The following is a 16,229-nucleotide window of genomic DNA, read 5'->3' as shown; positions in this document are numbered from 1 at the left end:
ATGGCAATTGTGATCATTACCGGCACCGACACCGGGGTAGGCAAGACCGTGGTCACCGCGGCCGTCGCCTCGGCCTCGCTCGCGCAGGGACTCAGCGTGGCCGTGCTCAAGCCCGCGCAGACCGGCGTCCTCGGCGACGAGCCCGGTGACGCCGCCGAGGCCGCCCGGCTCGCGGGGCCGGTCACCGCGGTGGAACTCGCCCGCTACCCCGAGCCGCTGGCCCCCGCCACCGCCGCCCGGCGCTCCGGGCTGGCCCCGGTCCACCCCGACGAGATCGCCGAGGCGGCGGCCAAGCTGGCCGCCATCCACGATGTAGTGCTGGTCGAGGGTGCGGGCGGGCTGCTCGTACGTTACGACGAGGAGGGCTCGACCCTCGCCGACGCCGCCCGGATCCTCGGCGCCCAGGCCCTGCTGGTCGTCCCGGCGGGGCTCGGCACGCTCAACTCCGCGGCACTCACCGCCGAGGCACTGCGCTCGCGGTCACTGCGGTGCGCGGGCGTTGTCATCGGCAGCTGGCCCGACGACCCGGACCTCGCCGCCCGCTGCAACCTCGCCGATCTGCCGGAGTCGGCTGGTGCGCCGCTGCTCGGCGCGGTGCCTGACGGTGCCGGTGGGCTGCCGCCGGAGGGCTTCCGCTCGGCGGCGCCGGGGTGGCTGGCGCCACAGCTCGGCGGGGTGTGGGACGCGGACGGCTTCGCCGCGAGGTGGACGCCGGGAGCGTGAGGGGCCGCGCCCTCGGCGCGGGTTTCGGCCGCCCGGGGGAGCCGCATCCCGCGCCGGGCGGCAGAGCACGTGCCTCGTGCCGGCGGCGGCCAATAACCGGGCCCCGGGGCCCCGCTGGGCGGAGAGCCACGTCACCGACTGTTTCCGAGTGGGCAAGTGAACGCCCGCCGTCGGCGGCTGCCGGTCCGGGCGGACAGGAACTCCTCCGCCCGGCGCTGCGGCCCCGCGGCCAACCGCGCGGCCAACCGCGCGGCCGGCCGCCGGGCTCACGGCGGGCGGTGCTGAACCAGCGGTCGCCGAACCGACTCCCCTGCGGGGGCATACGTGCCCTGCACGGCCGCCGCTCCCGAACCACCCTGCCGCGCCGTATCGCCTCTCACCGTCGGCGGGAACACGCGCCGGCGCCCCCCCCCGCTCGCCGGTCGGAGTCCGCAGAGCGGGGCGAGGGCGGCGTTAGACAAAGGGGTCGGTGACGGTGGCGAGGAGTCGGACGAGTTCGATGCGGGAGCGGATGCCGAGGCGGGCGAAGACGCCGCGGAGGTGGTGGTCGATGGTGCGGGGGCTGAGCACGAGGCTGGCGGCGATCTCGCGGTTGGTGGCGCCGTCGGCGGCCATGCGGGCGATGGCGAGCTGTTGGGCGGTCAGGGTGCGGATGATGCCGGGCGGGGTGCGGCCGTGGGGGGCGGGCTCGCCGAGGGCGCGGAGTTCGGCGCGGGCCTGGGCGGCGCAGTGGGGGGCGCCGAAATAGGTGAAGGCCTCCAGGGCGCTGTGGAGGCGGTCACGGGCTTCGGCGCGGCGGCGGAGGCGGCGGAGGGCGGATCCGTAGAGCAGTTCGGTGCGGGCGCGTTCGAAGTCGCGGGGGCTGGTGGCGTGCAGGCCGAGAGCGGTGCGGTAGTGCTCGTCGGCGTCCGGGCCGGTGGCGAGGAGGGCGCGGCAGCGGGCGGCGAGGGCGAGGTCTGAGGGGCTGCGGACGACGGTGGCCCAGTGTTCGTAGTCGGCCAGGGCTGCCAGGGCTACGCGCGTATCGCCGGTGCGCACGGCGGCTTCCACGTAATGCGGGGTGGCCAGGTGCCGGATGGCGCGGTGGCCGTGGCCGGGCCCGAAGCCGGCCAGGGCGCGCAGACGGGCGGCGGCGGCTTCGGGGCGGCCGGTGGTGAGGTCGAGGAAGGCCAGGGCCCAGACGCTGAGGGCGGCGGCGAGGCCGAGGCTGCGGGGCAGGGCGTGAGCCCTGGCGGCCTCGGCGCGGGCGCGACAGGTGGCTTCGTCGCCGGTGATGGCCGCGAACATGGCCAGGCCGGCCTGGAGATGGCAGGCGCCGTTGTCCTGGCCGGTCTCGTGGGACTGTTGGAGGGCGTCGAGGGCGGCGGCCTCGGCGGCGTGCGGGCGGCCGGTCCAGAATTCGGCGTACATACGGAATTCGAGCGCCTGGGGCACAGCGACGGCGTTGCCCTGGGCACGGGCCGCGGCGACGGCCCGGACGGTGGCGGAGGCGGCCTGGTCGTCGTCGCCGAGTAGCAGGGCGGCGAGACCGCCGTGGATGAGGAGGGTGGGGTCCTCGCCGGTGGCGCAGCGGCCGAGAGCGGTGCGGAGGGCGTCGCGGGCGTCGTCGTAGCGGCCCTCGACCGCGACGGCGAGGCCGCTGATGGTGCCGGGCGGTTCGAGGCCGTGGCGGGCGGCGACGGCGGCGGCCTGGCGGACACGGCGCAGGTCGCCGGTGTAGATGGCGGCTTCGGCGGCGCGGGCGAGTACATGGACGGCCCGGTCGGGGTGGGCGGGCGCCAGTGCGTCGGCGGCGCGCAGGAGTTCGGCGAAGGCGTCGGTGGCGTCGCCGCCGCGCAGCGCGAGGATGCCTCGCAGCAGGCCGTCCCTGGCGCCGGTGATCAGGTGGCGGGCGCGGTCGGACTGCCCTGACCGCCAGGCGTCGGCGGCGGCCTGGGCGAGCAGTCCGGGTCTGGCGCCCGGGTCCGGGCAGAGTTCGGCGGCGCGCTGGAGAAGGGGCCGGGCGATGGCTGGCCGGCCGCCCCGGCGGGCTTCGGCCGCCCCTGCGGTCAGTGCGGCGGTGAGCCGGCGGCTGGGGCCGAGCGCTGCGGCGGCACGGTGCCAGGCGCGCTGCGGGGTCTCCCAGTCGCCGCCGAGCACGCGAGCGAGCAGTTGGTGCGCCTCGCGGCGGTTTTCGGCAGGAGCCGTCTCGTAGGCGGCGATGCGGGTCCAGGGGTCGCGGAAGACGACGCCGGTGGTGGCGGTGTGGGCGATGCCCGCCGCCTCCGCCGGTTCGAGCACGCCGGTGTCGAGCCCGGCGGCGGTCACGGCACGCAGGAAGGCGTGGGTCGGTACGGGGTGCTGGTCGGCGGCGGCGAGCATCAGCAGATAGCGGGTGTCGTCCGGCAGCCCGCGGACCCGCTGTCGGTGCTCGCGCAGCAACCCGGGGTCCCAGTCGGCCGGTTCGGACGGCAGGGGTTCGGCTCCCGACAGCTGACGCGCGTTCAACGTGGCGGCGAGGGCGGCGGCCATCCGGGGATCGCCGTAAGCGAGGTGGAAAAGGCGTGCCCGGACGCCCTCCGGGAGCTCCGCCCCCGCTGGCGGGGACAGTGACAGTGGCGATTGCGGTGGGGGGTGCGGGGGGTTCACCACGTAGTGGACGTTACTGGTGAGTCACCTGCCTGTAAAGACCGGCGATTTCACCGATGGCGCCGCTTCCGGCCGCCCCTCACACTCCTGTCGTCCCCCCACGCCTCAGGAGGCACCATGCACCGCCTCACCCGCTCAGCGGCCGCGGTCTTCACCACCGTGCTCGCGTCTCTGCTTGTCTTACTCGCCGTTCCCCCGGCGCAGGCCGCCACACACGACCCCGTCATCTTCGTGCACGGTCTGAGCGGTTCAGCCAGCAGCTGGGACGAGTTCGTCGCCGACTTCAAGGCCGACGGCTACACCTCGGACCAGCTGTACGCCTGGTCCTACGACTGGACGCAGTCGAACAAGACCTCGGCCTCGCAACTCGCCACCGAGGTGCAGACGGTACTCGCGAAGACCGGTGCGTCCAAGGTCGACCTGGTCACCCACTCGATGGGCGCCCTGGTCGGGCGCTGGTATCTGAAGTTCGACAGCGGGACCTCCTACGTCGATGACTTTGTCTCCCTGGCGGGCACGAACCACGGCACCTCGCTCGCCTCATTGTGCTCGTTGCTCTACACCTCGTGTGCCGAGATGTACACCGGCAGCAGCTTCCTCACCACGCTGAACGCGGGTGACGAGACGCCGGGCAGCGTCACCTACGGCAGCTACTGGTCGGACTGCGACGAGGCCGTGATCCCCAACTCGAGCGCGATTCTGGCCGGCGCGACCAATGTCGACGTCGGCTGTGTGTCCCACACCAACATGAACAGCGACTACGCGGTCTACCAGCAGGTGCGGGACTTCATCGCCTGACGTGCCGCCAGGGCCTGCCCGGCGGTCCCGGGCATGGCAGGTTCCCCGGCGTCGGGGAACCTGCCATGCCCGGACCGACCGGCCGGACTCCAGGTCTTGCCCTCTGTAACTACCAGTATGTACAGTCCAGGCCATGGATACTCCTGAACGCCTGATCCAGAGCACCCGGGAGCTGCTCTGGGAGCGCGGTTACACGGGCACCAGTCCCAAAGCGATCCTCCAACGCTCGGGCGTCGGCCAGGGCAGCATGTACCACCACTTCAGCGGCAAGCCCGACCTCGCACTGGCCGCCATCCGGCGCACGGCCGAGGAGATGCGGGCCAAGGCCGAGGAGCAGTTCTCCGAGCCGGGCACCGCGTTGGAACGCATCACGGCCTATCTCCGGCGCGAGCGCGACGTACTGCGGGGCTGCCCGATCGGGCGGCTTACCCAGGACCCTGACATTGTCGCCAGCCCAGCGCTGCGGCAGCCGGTGGACGAGACCTTCGGCCGACTGCGGCAGCGGCTCGCGGAGGTCCTCACCGAAGGACGGCAGCGCGGCGAAATCGCGTCCGCTCTCGATCCGGCAAGCACCGCCGCCACGATCGTCGCCGTACTCCAGGGCGGCTATGTGCTGGCCCGTGCGGCGGATTCCACGGAACCGTTCGACCAGGCAGTGGACGGAATACTCGTTCTACTGGCCCAGGGGGCCCGCTGATGTACGCCATGCAGTACGAAATCACACTGCCCGCCGACTACGACATGGAGATCATCCGCCGTCGGGTGGCCACCCGCGGCCACCTCACCGATGCGTACGAGGGCCTCGGCTTCAAGGCGTACCTCATCCGCGAGCGCGGCACCGACGGGTCACCGGTCAATCAGTACGCGCCCTGCTACCTCTGGGACGACACCGCCGGCATGAACCGCTTCCTGTGGGGCGGTGGCGGATTCAACGGCATCATCGACGACTTCGGACGGCCCGCGGTCCACCACTGGACAGGTGCCGCCTTCCTGGAGGGCCCGGCACGCCGCGCGGCCCCACGGGCGGCCAGCCGCCACAGCGAGCCCGTCCCGGCCGGAGCGGATCCGGCGGTGGTGGTGGGGCGGGCACTGGGCGAGGCTGAGAAGCGGGCCGGTGAGCCCGGGGTGCACTCCACTGTGGTGGCGGTCGACCCCCGGCACTGGGAGGTCGTGCGCCTCACCCTTTGGGAACACGCTGCTTCGGAGGCGGACGCAGTGCGCTATGAGCTGCTGCATCTGTCGACGCCGCATCTGGACGAGATCCCCGTCGGCAGGCAGTGGGACTAGGGCCTGTCCTACCGGACGATCAACTTCCCGCCGTTTTTCTAGACGCCCCAGCCACGCAGTTCGTCCGCGATCTCACCGACCCCGGCCGTGCCGTCCTTGACCATTCGGGCCAGTTCGCGGACCTGCTCTGGCGATGTGGCGACCTTGAGCCCGCTCGCCACCAGGTAGGCGTAGGCAACCGCCGAGGCGAACATGACATTCGAGCGCTCCAGCGCGGGTACATGCACCAGCAGCTGTAACAGTGCGGCGGCGCGGTCGTGCGCGTCGGGGTAGACGGGGACGCCGAATATCTCGGCCTGATGGCGGCTGACCGCGGCGAGCAGCGAGCCCCAGTCGGTGACCTGCGGATCGCCGGGAGTGTTGTGCTCGGCGACCATGAGAAGCCAGGCAAGGTCGATACGGAGGCTCAACGGCGGCCTTCGCGCTCGGTTCCGAACTCGTCGGCGAACACGGCCTCGTACTGCTTCATGAAATCGGCAGCGGCCTCCACGAACATCCGGCCGCTCTCCCCCGCGTCCTGCTGGACAAGCTCCTCAATGTAGCGGTTCACGCTGATCCCTCGCTGCGAGGCTCGCGCCCGGGCCGTCGCGGCGGTGCATTCGTCCACCCGCACATTCAACTGGGTCTTGGCCATATCTCCACGCTAGCGCTCTGCCGCTAGTAGGGGCAACAGTTAGGGTCGCGGTGTCCACGACGGCAGCGGGTACCAGGGTTCAGGGGGCTGCCGGCGGTTCAGGTTCGGGGGCAATTTCCTATCGCCGTCCTCCGGCGCGGAATGGACGAAGAAGTGCAGGCACGCGGAGACGCTCGGCTATGACGTACTGCTGGTCCCTGACCACCTCGGCTGGCCGGCGCCGTTCCCCTCGCCGGTCGCGGCGGCGCAGGCCACCGAGCGGCCCAGGGTCGGCACCTTCGTGCTCAACGCGGCGTTCTGGAATCCGGTACTGCTGGCCCGCGAGGTGGGGACCACCGACCAGCTCACCGGCGGCCGCCTGGAGCTGAGGCTGGGCGCGGGGTACGTACGGGCGGAATTCGAGCAGCCCGGTCTGGAGTACGGCTCCCCGCGCGACCGCGCCGACCGGCTGGAGCGGACCGTGGAGGAGCTGGACCGGCTGCTGTCCGACGAGGCCCACGAGCCGGCGTCCGCCCAGCGCCCGCGCCCGCTGCTGCTGCTCGGTGGCAACGGCAACCGGCTGTTGCGGCTGGCCGCGCGGCACGCCGACATCGTGGCCTTCACCGGCGGTGAGCCGGCCCCAGGGAAGACGGACGGCTCGATGCGCCTGCTGGGCCCGGAGGCCCTCGCCGACCGGGTGGCCACCGCGCGGCGGTTCACCGCGGAGTACGGCACCGACCCGGAGCTCAACGTCCTCGTGCAGCGCGTCGTCCCGACCAGCGACCGCGCCGGAGCGGCCCGCGAACTCCAGCCGCACGGAACGGATGTGACCCCCGAGCAGCTGCTTGACCTGCCCACGCTGCTGATCGGCACCGTGAAGGGCGCGGACACAGTTCGTCGCGTCGACGCTGATAGCCGGCAAGTTGCTCGACGGTGGTGGGGTGCAGTGGGACCAGCCGGGACTTGCCGAACTTGGTCCCCCGCACCAGCAGGACACCGCGGTCCAGGTCCGGGTCGGCCCGGTCCAGTCCCATCGCCTCTCCGGTGCGGATCCCGGTCGCGGCCATCAGCCCGATGAAGGACTCGAACGTCGCCGCGCGAAGGGGGTGGGCCAGATGCCGGGCCGCGTGGATCAGCGCGGTGATCTCCGCCTGCGAATACAGATACGGCGGCGGCGCTCGCCCGGCGCTGCGGGGCAGCAGGCCCGGCGGCGGGATCTCGGTGAGCTCATCGAAGTCGCCAGGAAGCGGGCGAACTCGCAGAGTAACTGGGCAGGTCCGCGCTGTCCGGCCGGCGCCCGGCCGGCGCGCCGCCTGGAAACAGCACGGACGCCGCCCCCGCAAGGGCAACCCCGTCTGGGAGGTCCGCAAGCTCCTGCGCCGCAACGCCGAAGACCTCTGCAGCGGCCAACGCGAGCTCCTCATACGCGGGTTGACCTTCACGGTGACCTTCGGCAAGCAGACCTGGCCGCCTTGCAGGCCAAGGAGATGCTGCGGGACCTGCTCCGCGCGGCGGCGCAGTCGGCCGCGCCCGACGAGACCGGGGCCGCAATCTCCCAAGCCGAGGGGGCAGACCTGCACTTAGAGGTCAGCGTTGAGCAACTGGGGCGCTTCAGGGACATCGCGGCCCACGTGGGCATGAGCGTCGAGACCTGGGCAGCCCACACGCTGGACAGCGCTTCTCGTCGGCCGGGCGCGTGACGGGCGTGACGTGACGTGACGTTCCAACGGACCGAATGCGACGACTGCAACGGGTCCATACTCATCCGTGTCGAGATCGCGTGAGGTAGCGGCCGCGACGCGGGTCCCTGTAGTGTTCTGCGGTGCAATACGACCCCACGTTCTACGATGGCGCGGCTGCACACTATCGGTGCGGAAGGCCCCCGTACTCTCCCCAGCTCGAGGCACTCCTCGCTGAGGAACTCGGCCTGGACGGCAGCGGAAGACTCCTGGACGTCGGGTGCGGCCCCGGCGTCCTGACCGTGCGGCTGGCCCACCTGTTCGGGGAGGCCGTCGGACTGGATCCGGATCCGGCTATGCTCGCCGAGGGCCGCCGGGCCGCGGACGAACGGGGCATCGCGAACATCACCTGGGTCCAGGCCAGGGCCGAGGAGCTCCCCGCGGCGGCACCCGGGCCGTACCGACTGGTTACATTCGGCCAGTCGTTCTACTGGACCAACGAGATTCCTGTGGCCGAGGCGATCTACGACATGTTGGAGCCCGGGGGCGCCCTGATCCTGGTCGGGCATCAGGCCGAGGGGCGGGCCGTCCCGGCGAGCCCCGGGCCGCCGCGCATCCCGCACGACGAGATCCGGGAACTGGTGCGGAAGTACCTCGGATCGAAGAGGCGAGCGGGTCAGAGCACTGCGCCGGTTCAGGCCCTCAGCCTCCAGGACGCCCTAGCCAGCAGCCGGTTCGGCGCGCCCCGGGTGCTCTTCGCCCCCGGCATCCCCGACCACGTGCAGGACATCGACGGCGTGCTGTCCAACTACTTTTCCATGTCCTTCGCGGCGCCGCACCTGTTCGGCGATCACATCGAAGAGTTCGCCGACGAGGTGCGCGAACTACTGAAGGAGCGCTCCCCCGAAGGGGTCTTCTGGGACTGGCCTGGTGATACCGAAGTGATGCTCGTCCGCAAGTGACCGCACCGGCTCGTGCGATCATCCGCCCGCACGAGCCGCCGTGGGCTCGTAGGTGATCGGGAAGTCGGGATGGTCGAGGATCTCGAACGGCCCGATGCCGCGTCCCGCGATAGTCGGCGACGGCACGCCCATGTAGACCGCGTCGGCGGGAAAGAACAGCGGCCGGTACACCCACCGCGGCCGGGTGCCGACGTTGGCGTCGGTGCCGTGCACGACCCAACTGCAGTGAGCGACCACGTCGCCGGGCTCGAACGACGTCTCCTCGGACATCTCGTGGGAGCGCAGCCGCGGCGCGAGGCGGTAGGCCTCTTCGAGTTCGACGCAACCGACCGGCGGCTCACGGTGAACGTGCTGGTGAGGCTGATCGAATCGGCTCTCACCGCGGATCGGGCGACAGAGTCCCACAAGTCGGCTCCCTCCGCCAGCCGGTCGGCCACGAAGCCTGGCACCTCGTCCGGCCGTGTCGCGGTCGGCCAGACCGGATCGCCCATTCCCCGGCGTAGCTGGTGCGGTTGGCCGTGTGGCACATTGAGGCCCACCGAGGCGCCGCGGACGTCGGCCAGGTTCGGTACGGGCGGCGACCTCGCGGCGCAGCGCACCCATCACCTCGGGCATCGACAGCAGGTCGAGCTCGGTGGTCACCCCGAAGGTCAGCGCCGCTCGCCGCGCGTCCCGGTCGGCATGGGTGTGTGCGTCGATCAGGCCGGGCAGCAAAGTTGCCCCTGAGCCGTCGACCACACGCTCGCCATCCTGGGGCCGGCCGCCGACTTCGGTGATGAGCCCATCCGCCACCCGCACGTCGACCTGGCCCAGTAGCCGGTCGCCGTCGAACACTGCCGGCGATCACGAACCGATCCATGTCAGCCTCCCGTCCAGATGGCTTGCGAGCAGAAAGTGCCCGCCGCCCAGCTCCAGAATCTCCGCTTCAGAGAGGTCGTCCCGGAAGGCGCCGGCTCCTGCAGGGCCAAAGATCCTGACAGCGCGTTCCCAGTGGAACTGCCGCCACGGATCGTCCGCCGCGGATCGCGCTGCGCGGCGTGCAGTGAACGTTCCCTGGCAGGCGTCGACGCCCGGCGGCGTGATCGCGGTTCCTTTCGAAGATCTTCCCGATCAGCTCGACCTCCACGTCGGCCAGCAGATCCCGCGACGGCTTGCGGGCGGGAGCTAATGATGACCGAGGTGACCGCCCCGTCGCTCCGGCCGATCTCCGCGGCCGTGAATCCGACGACCCGCGTTCGATACGCCTAGGGCCTGACCAGGATCGTGCGCGGGCCCACGCGTTCCGCAGGGACCGGCAACGTGCCCTCACGGAACCAGCGGTACGCAGTCCGGGGAGCGATCCCCTGCGCCCGTGCCCATTCCGTCAGGTTCATAAGCAAACCCCATACACCACTCATGACCAGTAAAGGACACTCATGGACACTCAACCGCCACCAGTTACCGACCCCCCACCGCCTGGCGCCTGCTGTGCGAGAGGGCGTTCAGCCCAATGCATTGTGCAGGGCGTCGAGGCCGCCGCGGTAGATGCCGGTGAACAGGTCGACCGCCTCGGCGTCGGTCACCCCTTGGGGGACGAACCGTCCGGACCACTGCACTCGGCGACCTCTGCCTCGCCGGGCACGGCGTGCACGCGCAACGTCGAGATGCAGCCGGTGACGGGGAAGGGCGCTTCGAGGATGGCGTAGGAGTAGCAGCGCTCCTGCTCGTTGAACTCGACCAGGCGCTCGATGATCACCTCTCCCCCGGGGTTGCTCAGCCGGCGTACCCGGCCGCCCTCCAGTGCCGTGCTCTGCGGGATGTAGGGGAGCCAGTCCGGCAGGGAGCCGAAGCCGCCGATGAGCTGCCACACGCGCTCAGAGGAGGCGGGGACAACCCGGCTTACCGAAGTCGAAGCCACGATTCTTCTCCAAGACGTGTTGGTTGCGGAGCATATGAGGCTGTCCGGGGTGGAGTAGTGGCAGGTCAGGCCGGTGGACGGGTGGTCGGGGCGAGGACGGCAGCCAGCTGGTAGACGGCGGCTCGGTCGGCGTCGGTGCCGGCCGGGTCAGACCTTCGCGGTCGAGCGCTTGAGCCGCTCGGCGACCGTCTGCAGAAGCTGATCGGACAACTGCGGGTCGGCAACCGCCCGCGACATCAGCAACGCGCCGACCATCGCGCTGAGCGTGAGCATGGCGTCGGCCTGCGCCTCATCGGAGTCGTCGCCGTCCCCCGTCTCGCTGATGAGCGCCAGATAGCTCTGTACCTGCTTTTCGTACGCCTCCTTCATCTCGGCACCGCCGCGGCCTGCCGCAGCGCCGAGCGTCACCACGGCGCAGCCTGTTCCAGGAGCGTCACGGTGGCGGGTGCTGAGGTAATCGTCGATCAATCCCGTGCGGGGCTCCTCGAGGTTCCGACGAGCGGCCTCCGTCATCTTGGTCTCCCCGTCGGCCAGAGCCAGCGCCGCAGCCTGATTCATCAGGTCGTCGCGTGATGCGAAGTGCTTGTAGAACCCGCCGTGGGTCAGACCCGCCTCTTTCATCAGGTCCGCGACGCCCGGGCGGGTCATCCCCTCCTCGCGGATACGGCGGGCGGTGATCCGCAGGACCCGCTCACGCGACTCCGTCTTGGCTGCCTGGGAGTGACCCATCTCGTGACCTCCCCGATATCCGGCAGGCTGCACCGATCAAATGTGGATGACGAACATCATACACGTTTCCCGAGGGAGGTACACCCTCCCTTGACATTCGGGATGACGTCTAGCGCCCCGAATGTGGATGATGAAATTCATCCACGCTGGGAAAGGACGCACCGTGACCGACACCTACGACCCCACCCGCACCGCGGTCCTGCTGGTCGACCCCTACAACGACTTCCTGTCCGAGGGAGGCAAGCTCTGGCCCCAGGCCAAGCCCGTGGCCACCGACGTCGGCCTGCTGGACAACCTGCGCGCCGTTGTCGCCGCCGGCCGCCAGGCACACCTGCAGATCCTCTTCATCCCCCACCGCCGCTGGCAGAAAGGCGACTACGAGGACTGGGACCACCCCAGCCCCAGCCAGCGGGTGCATGGGCAGCAGCGCCACATCTTCGCGCTGGGCACCTGGGGCGGGGAGTTCCACCCGGACTTCCGGCCCGCCGACGGTGACGTGATCGCCCAGGAGCACTGGGCCCAGAGCGGCTTCGCCAACACCGACCTGGACTTCCAGCTCAAGCAGCACGGCATCACCCACGTCATCGTCATCGGCATGCTCGCCAACACCTGCACCACCGGCCGCTACGCCATGGAACTCGGCTACCACGTCACCCTCGTCCGCGACGCCACCGCCGCCTTCGAGCCCGAGATGATGCACGCCGCCCACGAACTCAACGGCCCCGCCTACGCCCACACCATCACCACCACCGCAGAACTCCTGCAGGCGCTGGAGAAGGGAGAGCACTGAGATGACACTGACCGGAGACATGCTGATCGGCTCGTCGTCCGTACCGGCATCCGATGGCACGATGAAGGCCCTCAACCCCGCGACGGGCCAGCCCTCGGCACCTGTGGCACGCGACACCCCTCCGGTGCTCGTCTCGTCGCACCTGCGGGGCGCCGCCGGTCCGCCGAGCCGGCTTCCAGCGTGCGGCGGTGCGGGCGCCGGCGGGAGAGACGTCCTTATCCGGGGACGGGCAGTCCCTGGCTGCGTCCGGCGTCCCGGGGCATGGGGGAGGTGTGGACAGAACCGAACTGGCCGACTTCCTGCGCCACTGCCGCCTCGACGACCTTCTCGCCGGCATCGACGTTGCACTCACCGACGACATCCTCGACCGGATCGACGAGATCGTCCCGCCGGGCACCGACGTCGGCACGCCGACCAGGCATACGTGCCGCCGGCTCTCCAGCAGGCGAGCCTCCGCCGCCGACCCGTCAGCGAACGCACCGCCGCCTGACGCATCCCGCCACCGACGGCAGGACCGCCGACTGCAGCATGGACCGCCAGTTGGAAGAAGCTCTGAGCCACGGACCGGACGCGCTGCACCTGGCTTCTGTCTTCGGCATCGGCGAACGCACTGCGATGCGCTGCGCCGACGCCGCGCGTCGCCTGCGCGACCACCGCAGCCCCGACCAGCGCGCTCTGACCCTCGACCGGACGCCGATGGCATTCTGGCCGCCAGTCAGGAGCGGCAGTCGCCGAGGTGGTCCCATCCGCGAACCGCGTCAACGGTTGGCTCCGTTCGCGAGAAGAGGGCTCTGTCCCCTCAACCGTGATTGATCAAGACGGTCCAGGCTGGTGCGTCCTGCGGAACCGGGATGCCGCTGGCTACGGCCGGACGCTTGCCGCCGTGGCCCTGCTCTGCCCAGGCTCACACTTTGCGGGACAGAACCTCGTTGCCCAGGGTGCCGACTTCAGGGCGGAACCCGCGCCGGAGCGGGCCCCGCCGGAGAGCCGGACTCAGTTCCCCACGCCGAGGCTGGACATGAACGCGGACGGGTATCGGTCGCCGCGCGCCGCGCCCTGCGGCACCGCCTTCTCGATCTCGGCGAGGTCGTCCGTCGTGAGGTTCAGCTCCATCGCGGGCAGCGCCTCGGCCAGCCGCTCGCGGGTGCGAGCGCCGACCAGCGGAACGATGTCCTCGTCCTGTGCAGCCACCCAGGCGATGGCCAGCTGGGCGACGGTGCACCCCTTCGCCTCGGCGACCCGGCGCAGCGCCTCCACGAGGGCGAGGTTGTGTTCCACGTTCCCGCTCGAGAACCGCGGGTTGAAGGCGCGGAAGTCGCCGGGGCCGGCGGTGTGGCCGGCGGACCAGTGCCCGGAGATGAGGCCGCGGCTGAGGACGCCGTACGCGGTCAGGCCGATGCCGAGCTCCCGCAGCGTGGGCAGGATCTCAGCCTCCACCGCGCGGGACAGAAGCGAGTACTCGATCTGCAGGTCGGCGACCGGATGCACGGCGTGCGCCCGGCGGATCGTCGCCGCATCGACCTCCGAGAGGCCGACGTGCCGCACGTACCCGGCGTCGATCATCTCCTTGATCGCGCCCACCGTCTCCTCGATCGGCACCGCCGGGTCCAGCCGGGCGGGACGGTAGATGTCGATGTGGTCGGTGCCCAGCCGGGTCAGTGAGTAGGCCAGGAAGTTCTTCACCGCCTCGGGACGGCCATCAGTCCCGCCGGACTCCGGGCCCGGCCCGCGCAGCATGCCGAACTTGACGCTCAGCCTGTAGCTGTCCCGGTCCCGGCCGCGCAGCGCCTCGGCGAGCAGCAACTCGTTGTGGCCCATGGCGTAGAAGTCGCCAGTGTCGATCAGGGTGACGCCGGCCTCCAGCGCGGCGTGCACGGTGGCGATACTCTCCGCGCGGTCGGCCGCGCCGTAGGCGCCCGACATGCCCATCGCACCCAGGCCCAGCGCGGAAACGGCCGGGCCGGTGCTGCCCAGGGTTCGTATCTGCATCGCGTTCTCCTTCGTCGTCGATCTGTCACCCACCTTGCGCCCGCGCCGCGACGTACGGGAGCGGAGCGTTCATCATGGGAGAGCCGCTCCCTGGCTCGGCTCGCCCTCGCGAGGGACCATGGGGCCATGGAACGTGACCAGCTCGCCGACTTCCTGCGCCGCCGCCGCGAGGCGATCCGCCCGGCCGAGGTCGGCATCGCCGACGGCCCCCGCCGCCGCACCACCGGCCTACGCCGGGAAGAGGTGGCCATGCTCGCCGGCATGTCGGTGGACTACGTCGTACGCCTCGAGCAGGGCCGCAGCAGTCAGCCCTCGACCCAGCTGCTCGGCGCGCTGGCCCGGGCGTTGCGCCTCTCCGACGACGAGTGCGACCACCTGTTCCACCTGGCCGGCCACCGGCCCCCGCCCGCCGACGGGGTGGCCCGCCTGGCCCGCGCCGGCCTGATCCGCATGCTCGACCTGCTCGGCGACACCCCGGCCCTGGTGCTGTCCGACCTGGGCGAGGTCCTCGCCCAGAACCGGGCAGCCGTCCTGCTGATGGGCGACCACACCGGCTTCTCCGGCGACCGGCGCTACGTCGTGCACCGCTATTTCACCGACCCCGCTGCCCGCGCCGTCCACCCGCCCGAGGAGCAGGAGTACCACGCCCGCCAGCTCGTGGCCGACCTGCGCGCGGTCGTCGGCCGCCGGTCCGGCGACCCCACGGTCGCAGGACTCGTCGACCGGTTGCAGGCCGCGAGCGCCGACTTCCGCCGACTCTGGGCCGAGCACGAGGTGGCGGTCCGGCGCGCCGACCGCAAGACCTTCCTGCACCCGAGGGTGGGCCGCCTGCTGATGGACTGCGAGACCCTGGTCACTCCCGACCAGGGCCAGCAACTGCTGGTGCTCACCCCGGGGGACGCCGAGGCCCGCGAGCGGCTGGAGCTGCTGCGGGTACTCGGCATCGAGGAATTCCCCACGGGGGCAACGGGCACGCCCGTACGGTGAAGCGGCCGACCACGGGGCACCGGCTCGGTATTCGGCGGTCCGGTCGGCGGAATGGCCGTCCCCGAGCTGCAGGATTGCTGGGCGGCCGATTTCCGGGTCCGCGTCAGCCGGAACCGGAGCGGGCGCGGTGCCGGATCCTCTCCGGGAGCCGAAGCGGGGGTGGTGGTGCTGACCATGCTGGGGTGTACTCCTGTCTCGCCCATCCACGCTAGAAGTGGCCGGTGGCCGAGCAGCCGCCCTGGCCGAGTGAGCTCAGCGGGTGGAACTCCGCGTTGCCGCTGATGGTGATCCATTCCGAACCCGCGTCGTCATAGAACGCGTTGTATCTGGCGCCATCGTTGTACACGACATTGCCGGTGACGTGCAGGCCGTTGGCGAGCGTGGCCGCCGCGTCGATCGTGCCGTCGGCCTGGTAGACGTACTGCGCCTGGTGGCCTTCCATGTAAATCGCCCCGCCGTCGGCGAGCACCTGCATGACGTTGAAGATCAGGTTGTCGCTGATCGTGTTGTCGGCGTTGATGTTGGTGGAGTTCTGTGGGTGGTTGGCGTCGTCGACGTGGCCCTCGATGACGCCCGCGGTGATGCCGGTGTACGGCAGGTCGTAGAGGTCGTTGTGCGCAATCGTGGTGTGCTGGGTGAACAGCAGCCCGCCGGCGTGGCCTGCGCGATGGACGCTTCCGTGCCGTCGACGTAGAGCTGCCAGCTGGCGCTGCCACGGGCATGCTCGCCGACCACACGCCGGTGCTGCCGACCTGGGACCAGCCGGTGACCCGGGTGGCGCCGGAAATCACCGGGTGCGCGCCCGGCGCTGCCTGCCACACGACCGGGTGACCGGCGCTGCCGGAGTCGGCCGCACCGAACTCCCACGATTTGCTCAACCGGTATGTGCCGTCGCGGAGCTCGACCGTGACGCCCGCCGGGTTCCTGCCCTGCTCAATCTTGCGCACCGCAGCGTCTCTGGAACTCTGTGTGTGCCTGAGTGATTCAGGCTTTTCGGGCGCGGCGTGGCCGTCTGTCGTGGCGGTGGGGTCCGAACCTCGGGGTGAGGGTGTGGACTCCGGTGGCGTACAGGTGGTGGAAGCCGGTCCGCTCGGCGGCGCTGGTGCGTCGTCGACAGGTTCCGCGTGAGAGCCGCCCCGCGGTGTTC

The 16,229-nt window shown here is 71.0% G+C and carries 16 protein-coding genes and 5 pseudogenes; 11 read left to right on the top strand and 10 right to left on the bottom strand.

The window, feature by feature from the left end:
* Positions 1-723: a dethiobiotin synthase gene (bioD, locus tag FCI23_RS31040; protein ID WP_136727276.1), complete on the top strand. Its 723-nt coding sequence runs from the start codon at positions 1-3 to the stop codon at positions 721-723.
* Between the two features lie 453 nt (positions 724-1,176).
* Here bioD and FCI23_RS31035 read toward each other — a convergent pair whose 3' ends face one another.
* Positions 1,177-3,234: a helix-turn-helix transcriptional regulator gene (locus FCI23_RS31035; protein WP_136727275.1), complete on the bottom strand. Its 2,058-nt coding sequence runs from the start codon at positions 3,232-3,234 to the stop codon at positions 1,177-1,179.
* A gap of 234 nt (positions 3,235-3,468) precedes the next feature.
* On the opposite strand from FCI23_RS31035, the gene FCI23_RS31030 reads away from it, so the two are divergent.
* From FCI23_RS31030 to FCI23_RS31020, 3 genes are all read left to right on the top strand, one after another.
* Positions 3,469-4,149, top strand: a complete 681-nt coding sequence (locus tag FCI23_RS31030) for an esterase/lipase family protein (protein WP_136727274.1) — start codon at positions 3,469-3,471, stop codon at positions 4,147-4,149.
* A 133-nt stretch (positions 4,150-4,282) separates the two neighbouring features.
* Positions 4,283-4,846, top strand: coding sequence for a TetR/AcrR family transcriptional regulator (locus FCI23_RS31025; RefSeq protein WP_136727273.1), 564 nt, complete (start codon positions 4,283-4,285; stop codon positions 4,844-4,846).
* On the top strand, positions 4,846-5,436 hold the full coding sequence (locus FCI23_RS31020; RefSeq protein WP_136727272.1) for a DUF4865 family protein: 591 nt from the start codon (positions 4,846-4,848) through the stop codon (positions 5,434-5,436). The genes FCI23_RS31025 and FCI23_RS31020 overlap by 1 nt, the downstream gene beginning before the upstream one ends.
* A gap of 38 nt (positions 5,437-5,474) precedes the next feature.
* On the opposite strand, the gene FCI23_RS31015 is transcribed toward FCI23_RS31020, so the two are convergent.
* Positions 5,475-5,846 carry a fic family toxin-antitoxin system, toxin component gene (locus tag FCI23_RS31015; RefSeq protein WP_136727271.1) on the bottom strand — a complete coding sequence of 124 codons (372 nt, stop codon included), beginning with the start codon at positions 5,844-5,846 and terminating at the stop codon, positions 5,475-5,477.
* The gene (locus FCI23_RS31010; protein WP_136727270.1) at positions 5,843-6,070 is read right to left on the bottom strand and encodes an antitoxin; all 228 of its coding nucleotides are present in this window, start codon (positions 6,068-6,070) and stop codon (positions 5,843-5,845) included. The genes FCI23_RS31015 and FCI23_RS31010 overlap by 4 nt, the downstream gene beginning before the upstream one ends.
* Before the next feature lie 109 nt (positions 6,071-6,179).
* On the opposite strand from FCI23_RS31010, the pseudogene FCI23_RS31005 reads away from it, so the two are divergent.
* Positions 6,180-7,127: pseudogene (locus FCI23_RS31005) on the top strand (TIGR03621 family F420-dependent LLM class oxidoreductase); the annotation flags it as partial.
* Here FCI23_RS31005 and FCI23_RS63960 read toward each other — a convergent pair.
* Positions 7,024-7,473 (bottom strand): annotated as a pseudogene (locus tag FCI23_RS63960) (hypothetical protein); the annotation flags it as partial. The pseudogenes FCI23_RS31005 and FCI23_RS63960 sit on opposite strands and share 104 nt — an antisense overlap.
* A 48-nt stretch (positions 7,474-7,521) precedes the next feature.
* Here FCI23_RS63960 and FCI23_RS30995 point away from each other — a divergent pair.
* Positions 7,522-7,749, top strand: a complete 228-nt coding sequence (locus FCI23_RS30995) for a hypothetical protein (protein WP_136727268.1) — start codon at positions 7,522-7,524, stop codon at positions 7,747-7,749.
* Positions 7,750-7,871: 122 nt separating this feature from the next.
* Entirely contained in the window at positions 7,872-8,690 is an 819-nt protein-coding gene (locus FCI23_RS30990; protein WP_136727267.1) for a class I SAM-dependent methyltransferase, read from the top strand.
* Between the two features lie 18 nt (positions 8,691-8,708).
* On the opposite strand, the gene FCI23_RS30985 is transcribed toward FCI23_RS30990, so the two are convergent.
* The 4 genes and pseudogenes from FCI23_RS30985 to FCI23_RS30965 all read right to left on the bottom strand — a co-directional run bounded on the left by FCI23_RS30985 (position 8,709) and on the right by FCI23_RS30965 (position 11,316).
* Positions 8,709-9,095: a hypothetical protein gene (locus tag FCI23_RS30985; RefSeq protein ID WP_136727266.1), complete on the bottom strand. Its 387-nt coding sequence runs from the start codon at positions 9,093-9,095 to the stop codon at positions 8,709-8,711.
* An 848-nt stretch (positions 9,096-9,943) separates the two neighbouring features.
* Positions 9,944-10,063: pseudogene (locus FCI23_RS30975) on the bottom strand (IS607 family transposase); the annotation flags it as partial.
* Positions 10,064-10,171: 108 nt separating this feature from the next.
* Positions 10,172-10,587: pseudogene (locus FCI23_RS30970) on the bottom strand (SRPBCC family protein).
* A 147-nt stretch (positions 10,588-10,734) separates the two neighbouring features.
* On the bottom strand, positions 10,735-11,316 hold the full coding sequence (locus FCI23_RS30965) for a TetR/AcrR family transcriptional regulator (RefSeq protein ID WP_136727265.1): 582 nt from the start codon (positions 11,314-11,316) through the stop codon (positions 10,735-10,737).
* Between the two features lie 163 nt (positions 11,317-11,479).
* On the opposite strand from FCI23_RS30965, the gene FCI23_RS30960 reads away from it, so the two are divergent.
* Together FCI23_RS30960 and FCI23_RS60300 are read left to right on the top strand one after the other, a co-directional pair.
* Positions 11,480-12,106, top strand: a complete 627-nt coding sequence (locus FCI23_RS30960) for an isochorismatase family cysteine hydrolase (RefSeq protein WP_246144218.1) — start codon at positions 11,480-11,482, stop codon at positions 12,104-12,106.
* A 314-nt stretch (positions 12,107-12,420) separates the two neighbouring features.
* Positions 12,421-12,596, top strand: a pseudogene (locus FCI23_RS60300) (aldo/keto reductase); the annotation flags it as partial.
* Between the two features lie 503 nt (positions 12,597-13,099).
* Here the strand turns inward: FCI23_RS60300 and FCI23_RS30945 are convergent.
* Positions 13,100-14,095 carry an aldo/keto reductase gene (locus FCI23_RS30945; protein WP_136727263.1) on the bottom strand — a complete coding sequence of 332 codons (996 nt, stop codon included), beginning with the start codon at positions 14,093-14,095 and terminating at the stop codon, positions 13,100-13,102.
* A gap of 126 nt (positions 14,096-14,221) precedes the next feature.
* Here FCI23_RS30945 and FCI23_RS30940 point away from each other — a divergent pair, with 126 nt between their 5' ends.
* Positions 14,222-15,082, top strand: coding sequence for a helix-turn-helix transcriptional regulator (locus FCI23_RS30940; protein WP_136727262.1), 861 nt, complete (start codon positions 14,222-14,224; stop codon positions 15,080-15,082).
* A gap of 208 nt (positions 15,083-15,290) precedes the next feature.
* Here the strand turns inward: FCI23_RS30940 and FCI23_RS30935 are convergent, their stop codons facing one another.
* Complete coding sequence (locus FCI23_RS30935) at positions 15,291-15,557, bottom strand: hypothetical protein (RefSeq protein ID WP_136727261.1); 267 nt, start codon at positions 15,555-15,557, stop codon at positions 15,291-15,293.
* 63 nt (positions 15,558-15,620) lie between these two features.
* On the opposite strand from FCI23_RS30935, the gene FCI23_RS56810 reads away from it, so the two are divergent.
* Positions 15,621-15,776, top strand: a complete 156-nt coding sequence (locus tag FCI23_RS56810) for a hypothetical protein (RefSeq protein WP_169317007.1) — start codon at positions 15,621-15,623, stop codon at positions 15,774-15,776.
* Positions 15,777-16,229: the final 453 nt, after the last annotated feature.

Origin of the sequence: Actinacidiphila oryziradicis, assembly GCF_005047355.1 — a bacterium.
In the GTDB taxonomy this organism is placed as follows: Bacteria; Actinomycetota; Actinomycetes; order Streptomycetales; family Streptomycetaceae; genus Actinacidiphila; species Actinacidiphila oryziradicis.
This window is presented reverse-complemented; position numbering and strand designations above follow the sequence as displayed.

What these genes read in the sequence shown, in the direction of transcription:
- FCI23_RS31025 (WP_136727273.1), top strand. Translation starts at nt 4,283, where the DNA reads ATGGATACTCCTGAACGCCTGATCCAGAGCACCCGGGAGCTGCTCTGG.
- FCI23_RS30965 (WP_136727265.1), bottom strand. Translation starts at nt 11,316, where the DNA reads ATGGGTCACTCCCAGGCAGCCAAGACGGAGTCGCGTGAGCGGGTCCTG.
- FCI23_RS30940 (WP_136727262.1), top strand. Translation starts at nt 14,222, where the DNA reads ATGGAACGTGACCAGCTCGCCGACTTCCTGCGCCGCCGCCGCGAGGCG.
- FCI23_RS31010 (WP_136727270.1), bottom strand. Translation starts at nt 6,070, where the DNA reads ATGGCCAAGACCCAGTTGAATGTGCGGGTGGACGAATGCACCGCCGCG.
- FCI23_RS30935 (WP_136727261.1), bottom strand. Translation starts at nt 15,557, where the DNA reads ATGCAGGTGCTCGCCGACGGCGGGGCGATTTACATGGAAGGCCACCAG.
- FCI23_RS31020 (WP_136727272.1), top strand. Translation starts at nt 4,846, where the DNA reads ATGTACGCCATGCAGTACGAAATCACACTGCCCGCCGACTACGACATG.
- FCI23_RS31035 (WP_136727275.1), bottom strand. Translation starts at nt 3,234, where the DNA reads ATGGCCGCCGCCCTCGCCGCCACGTTGAACGCGCGTCAGCTGTCGGGA.
- FCI23_RS30945 (WP_136727263.1), bottom strand. Translation starts at nt 14,095, where the DNA reads ATGCAGATACGAACCCTGGGCAGCACCGGCCCGGCCGTTTCCGCGCTG.
- bioD (WP_136727276.1), top strand. Translation starts at nt 1, where the DNA reads ATGGCAATTGTGATCATTACCGGCACCGACACCGGGGTAGGCAAGACC.
- FCI23_RS31030 (WP_136727274.1), top strand. Translation starts at nt 3,469, where the DNA reads ATGCACCGCCTCACCCGCTCAGCGGCCGCGGTCTTCACCACCGTGCTC.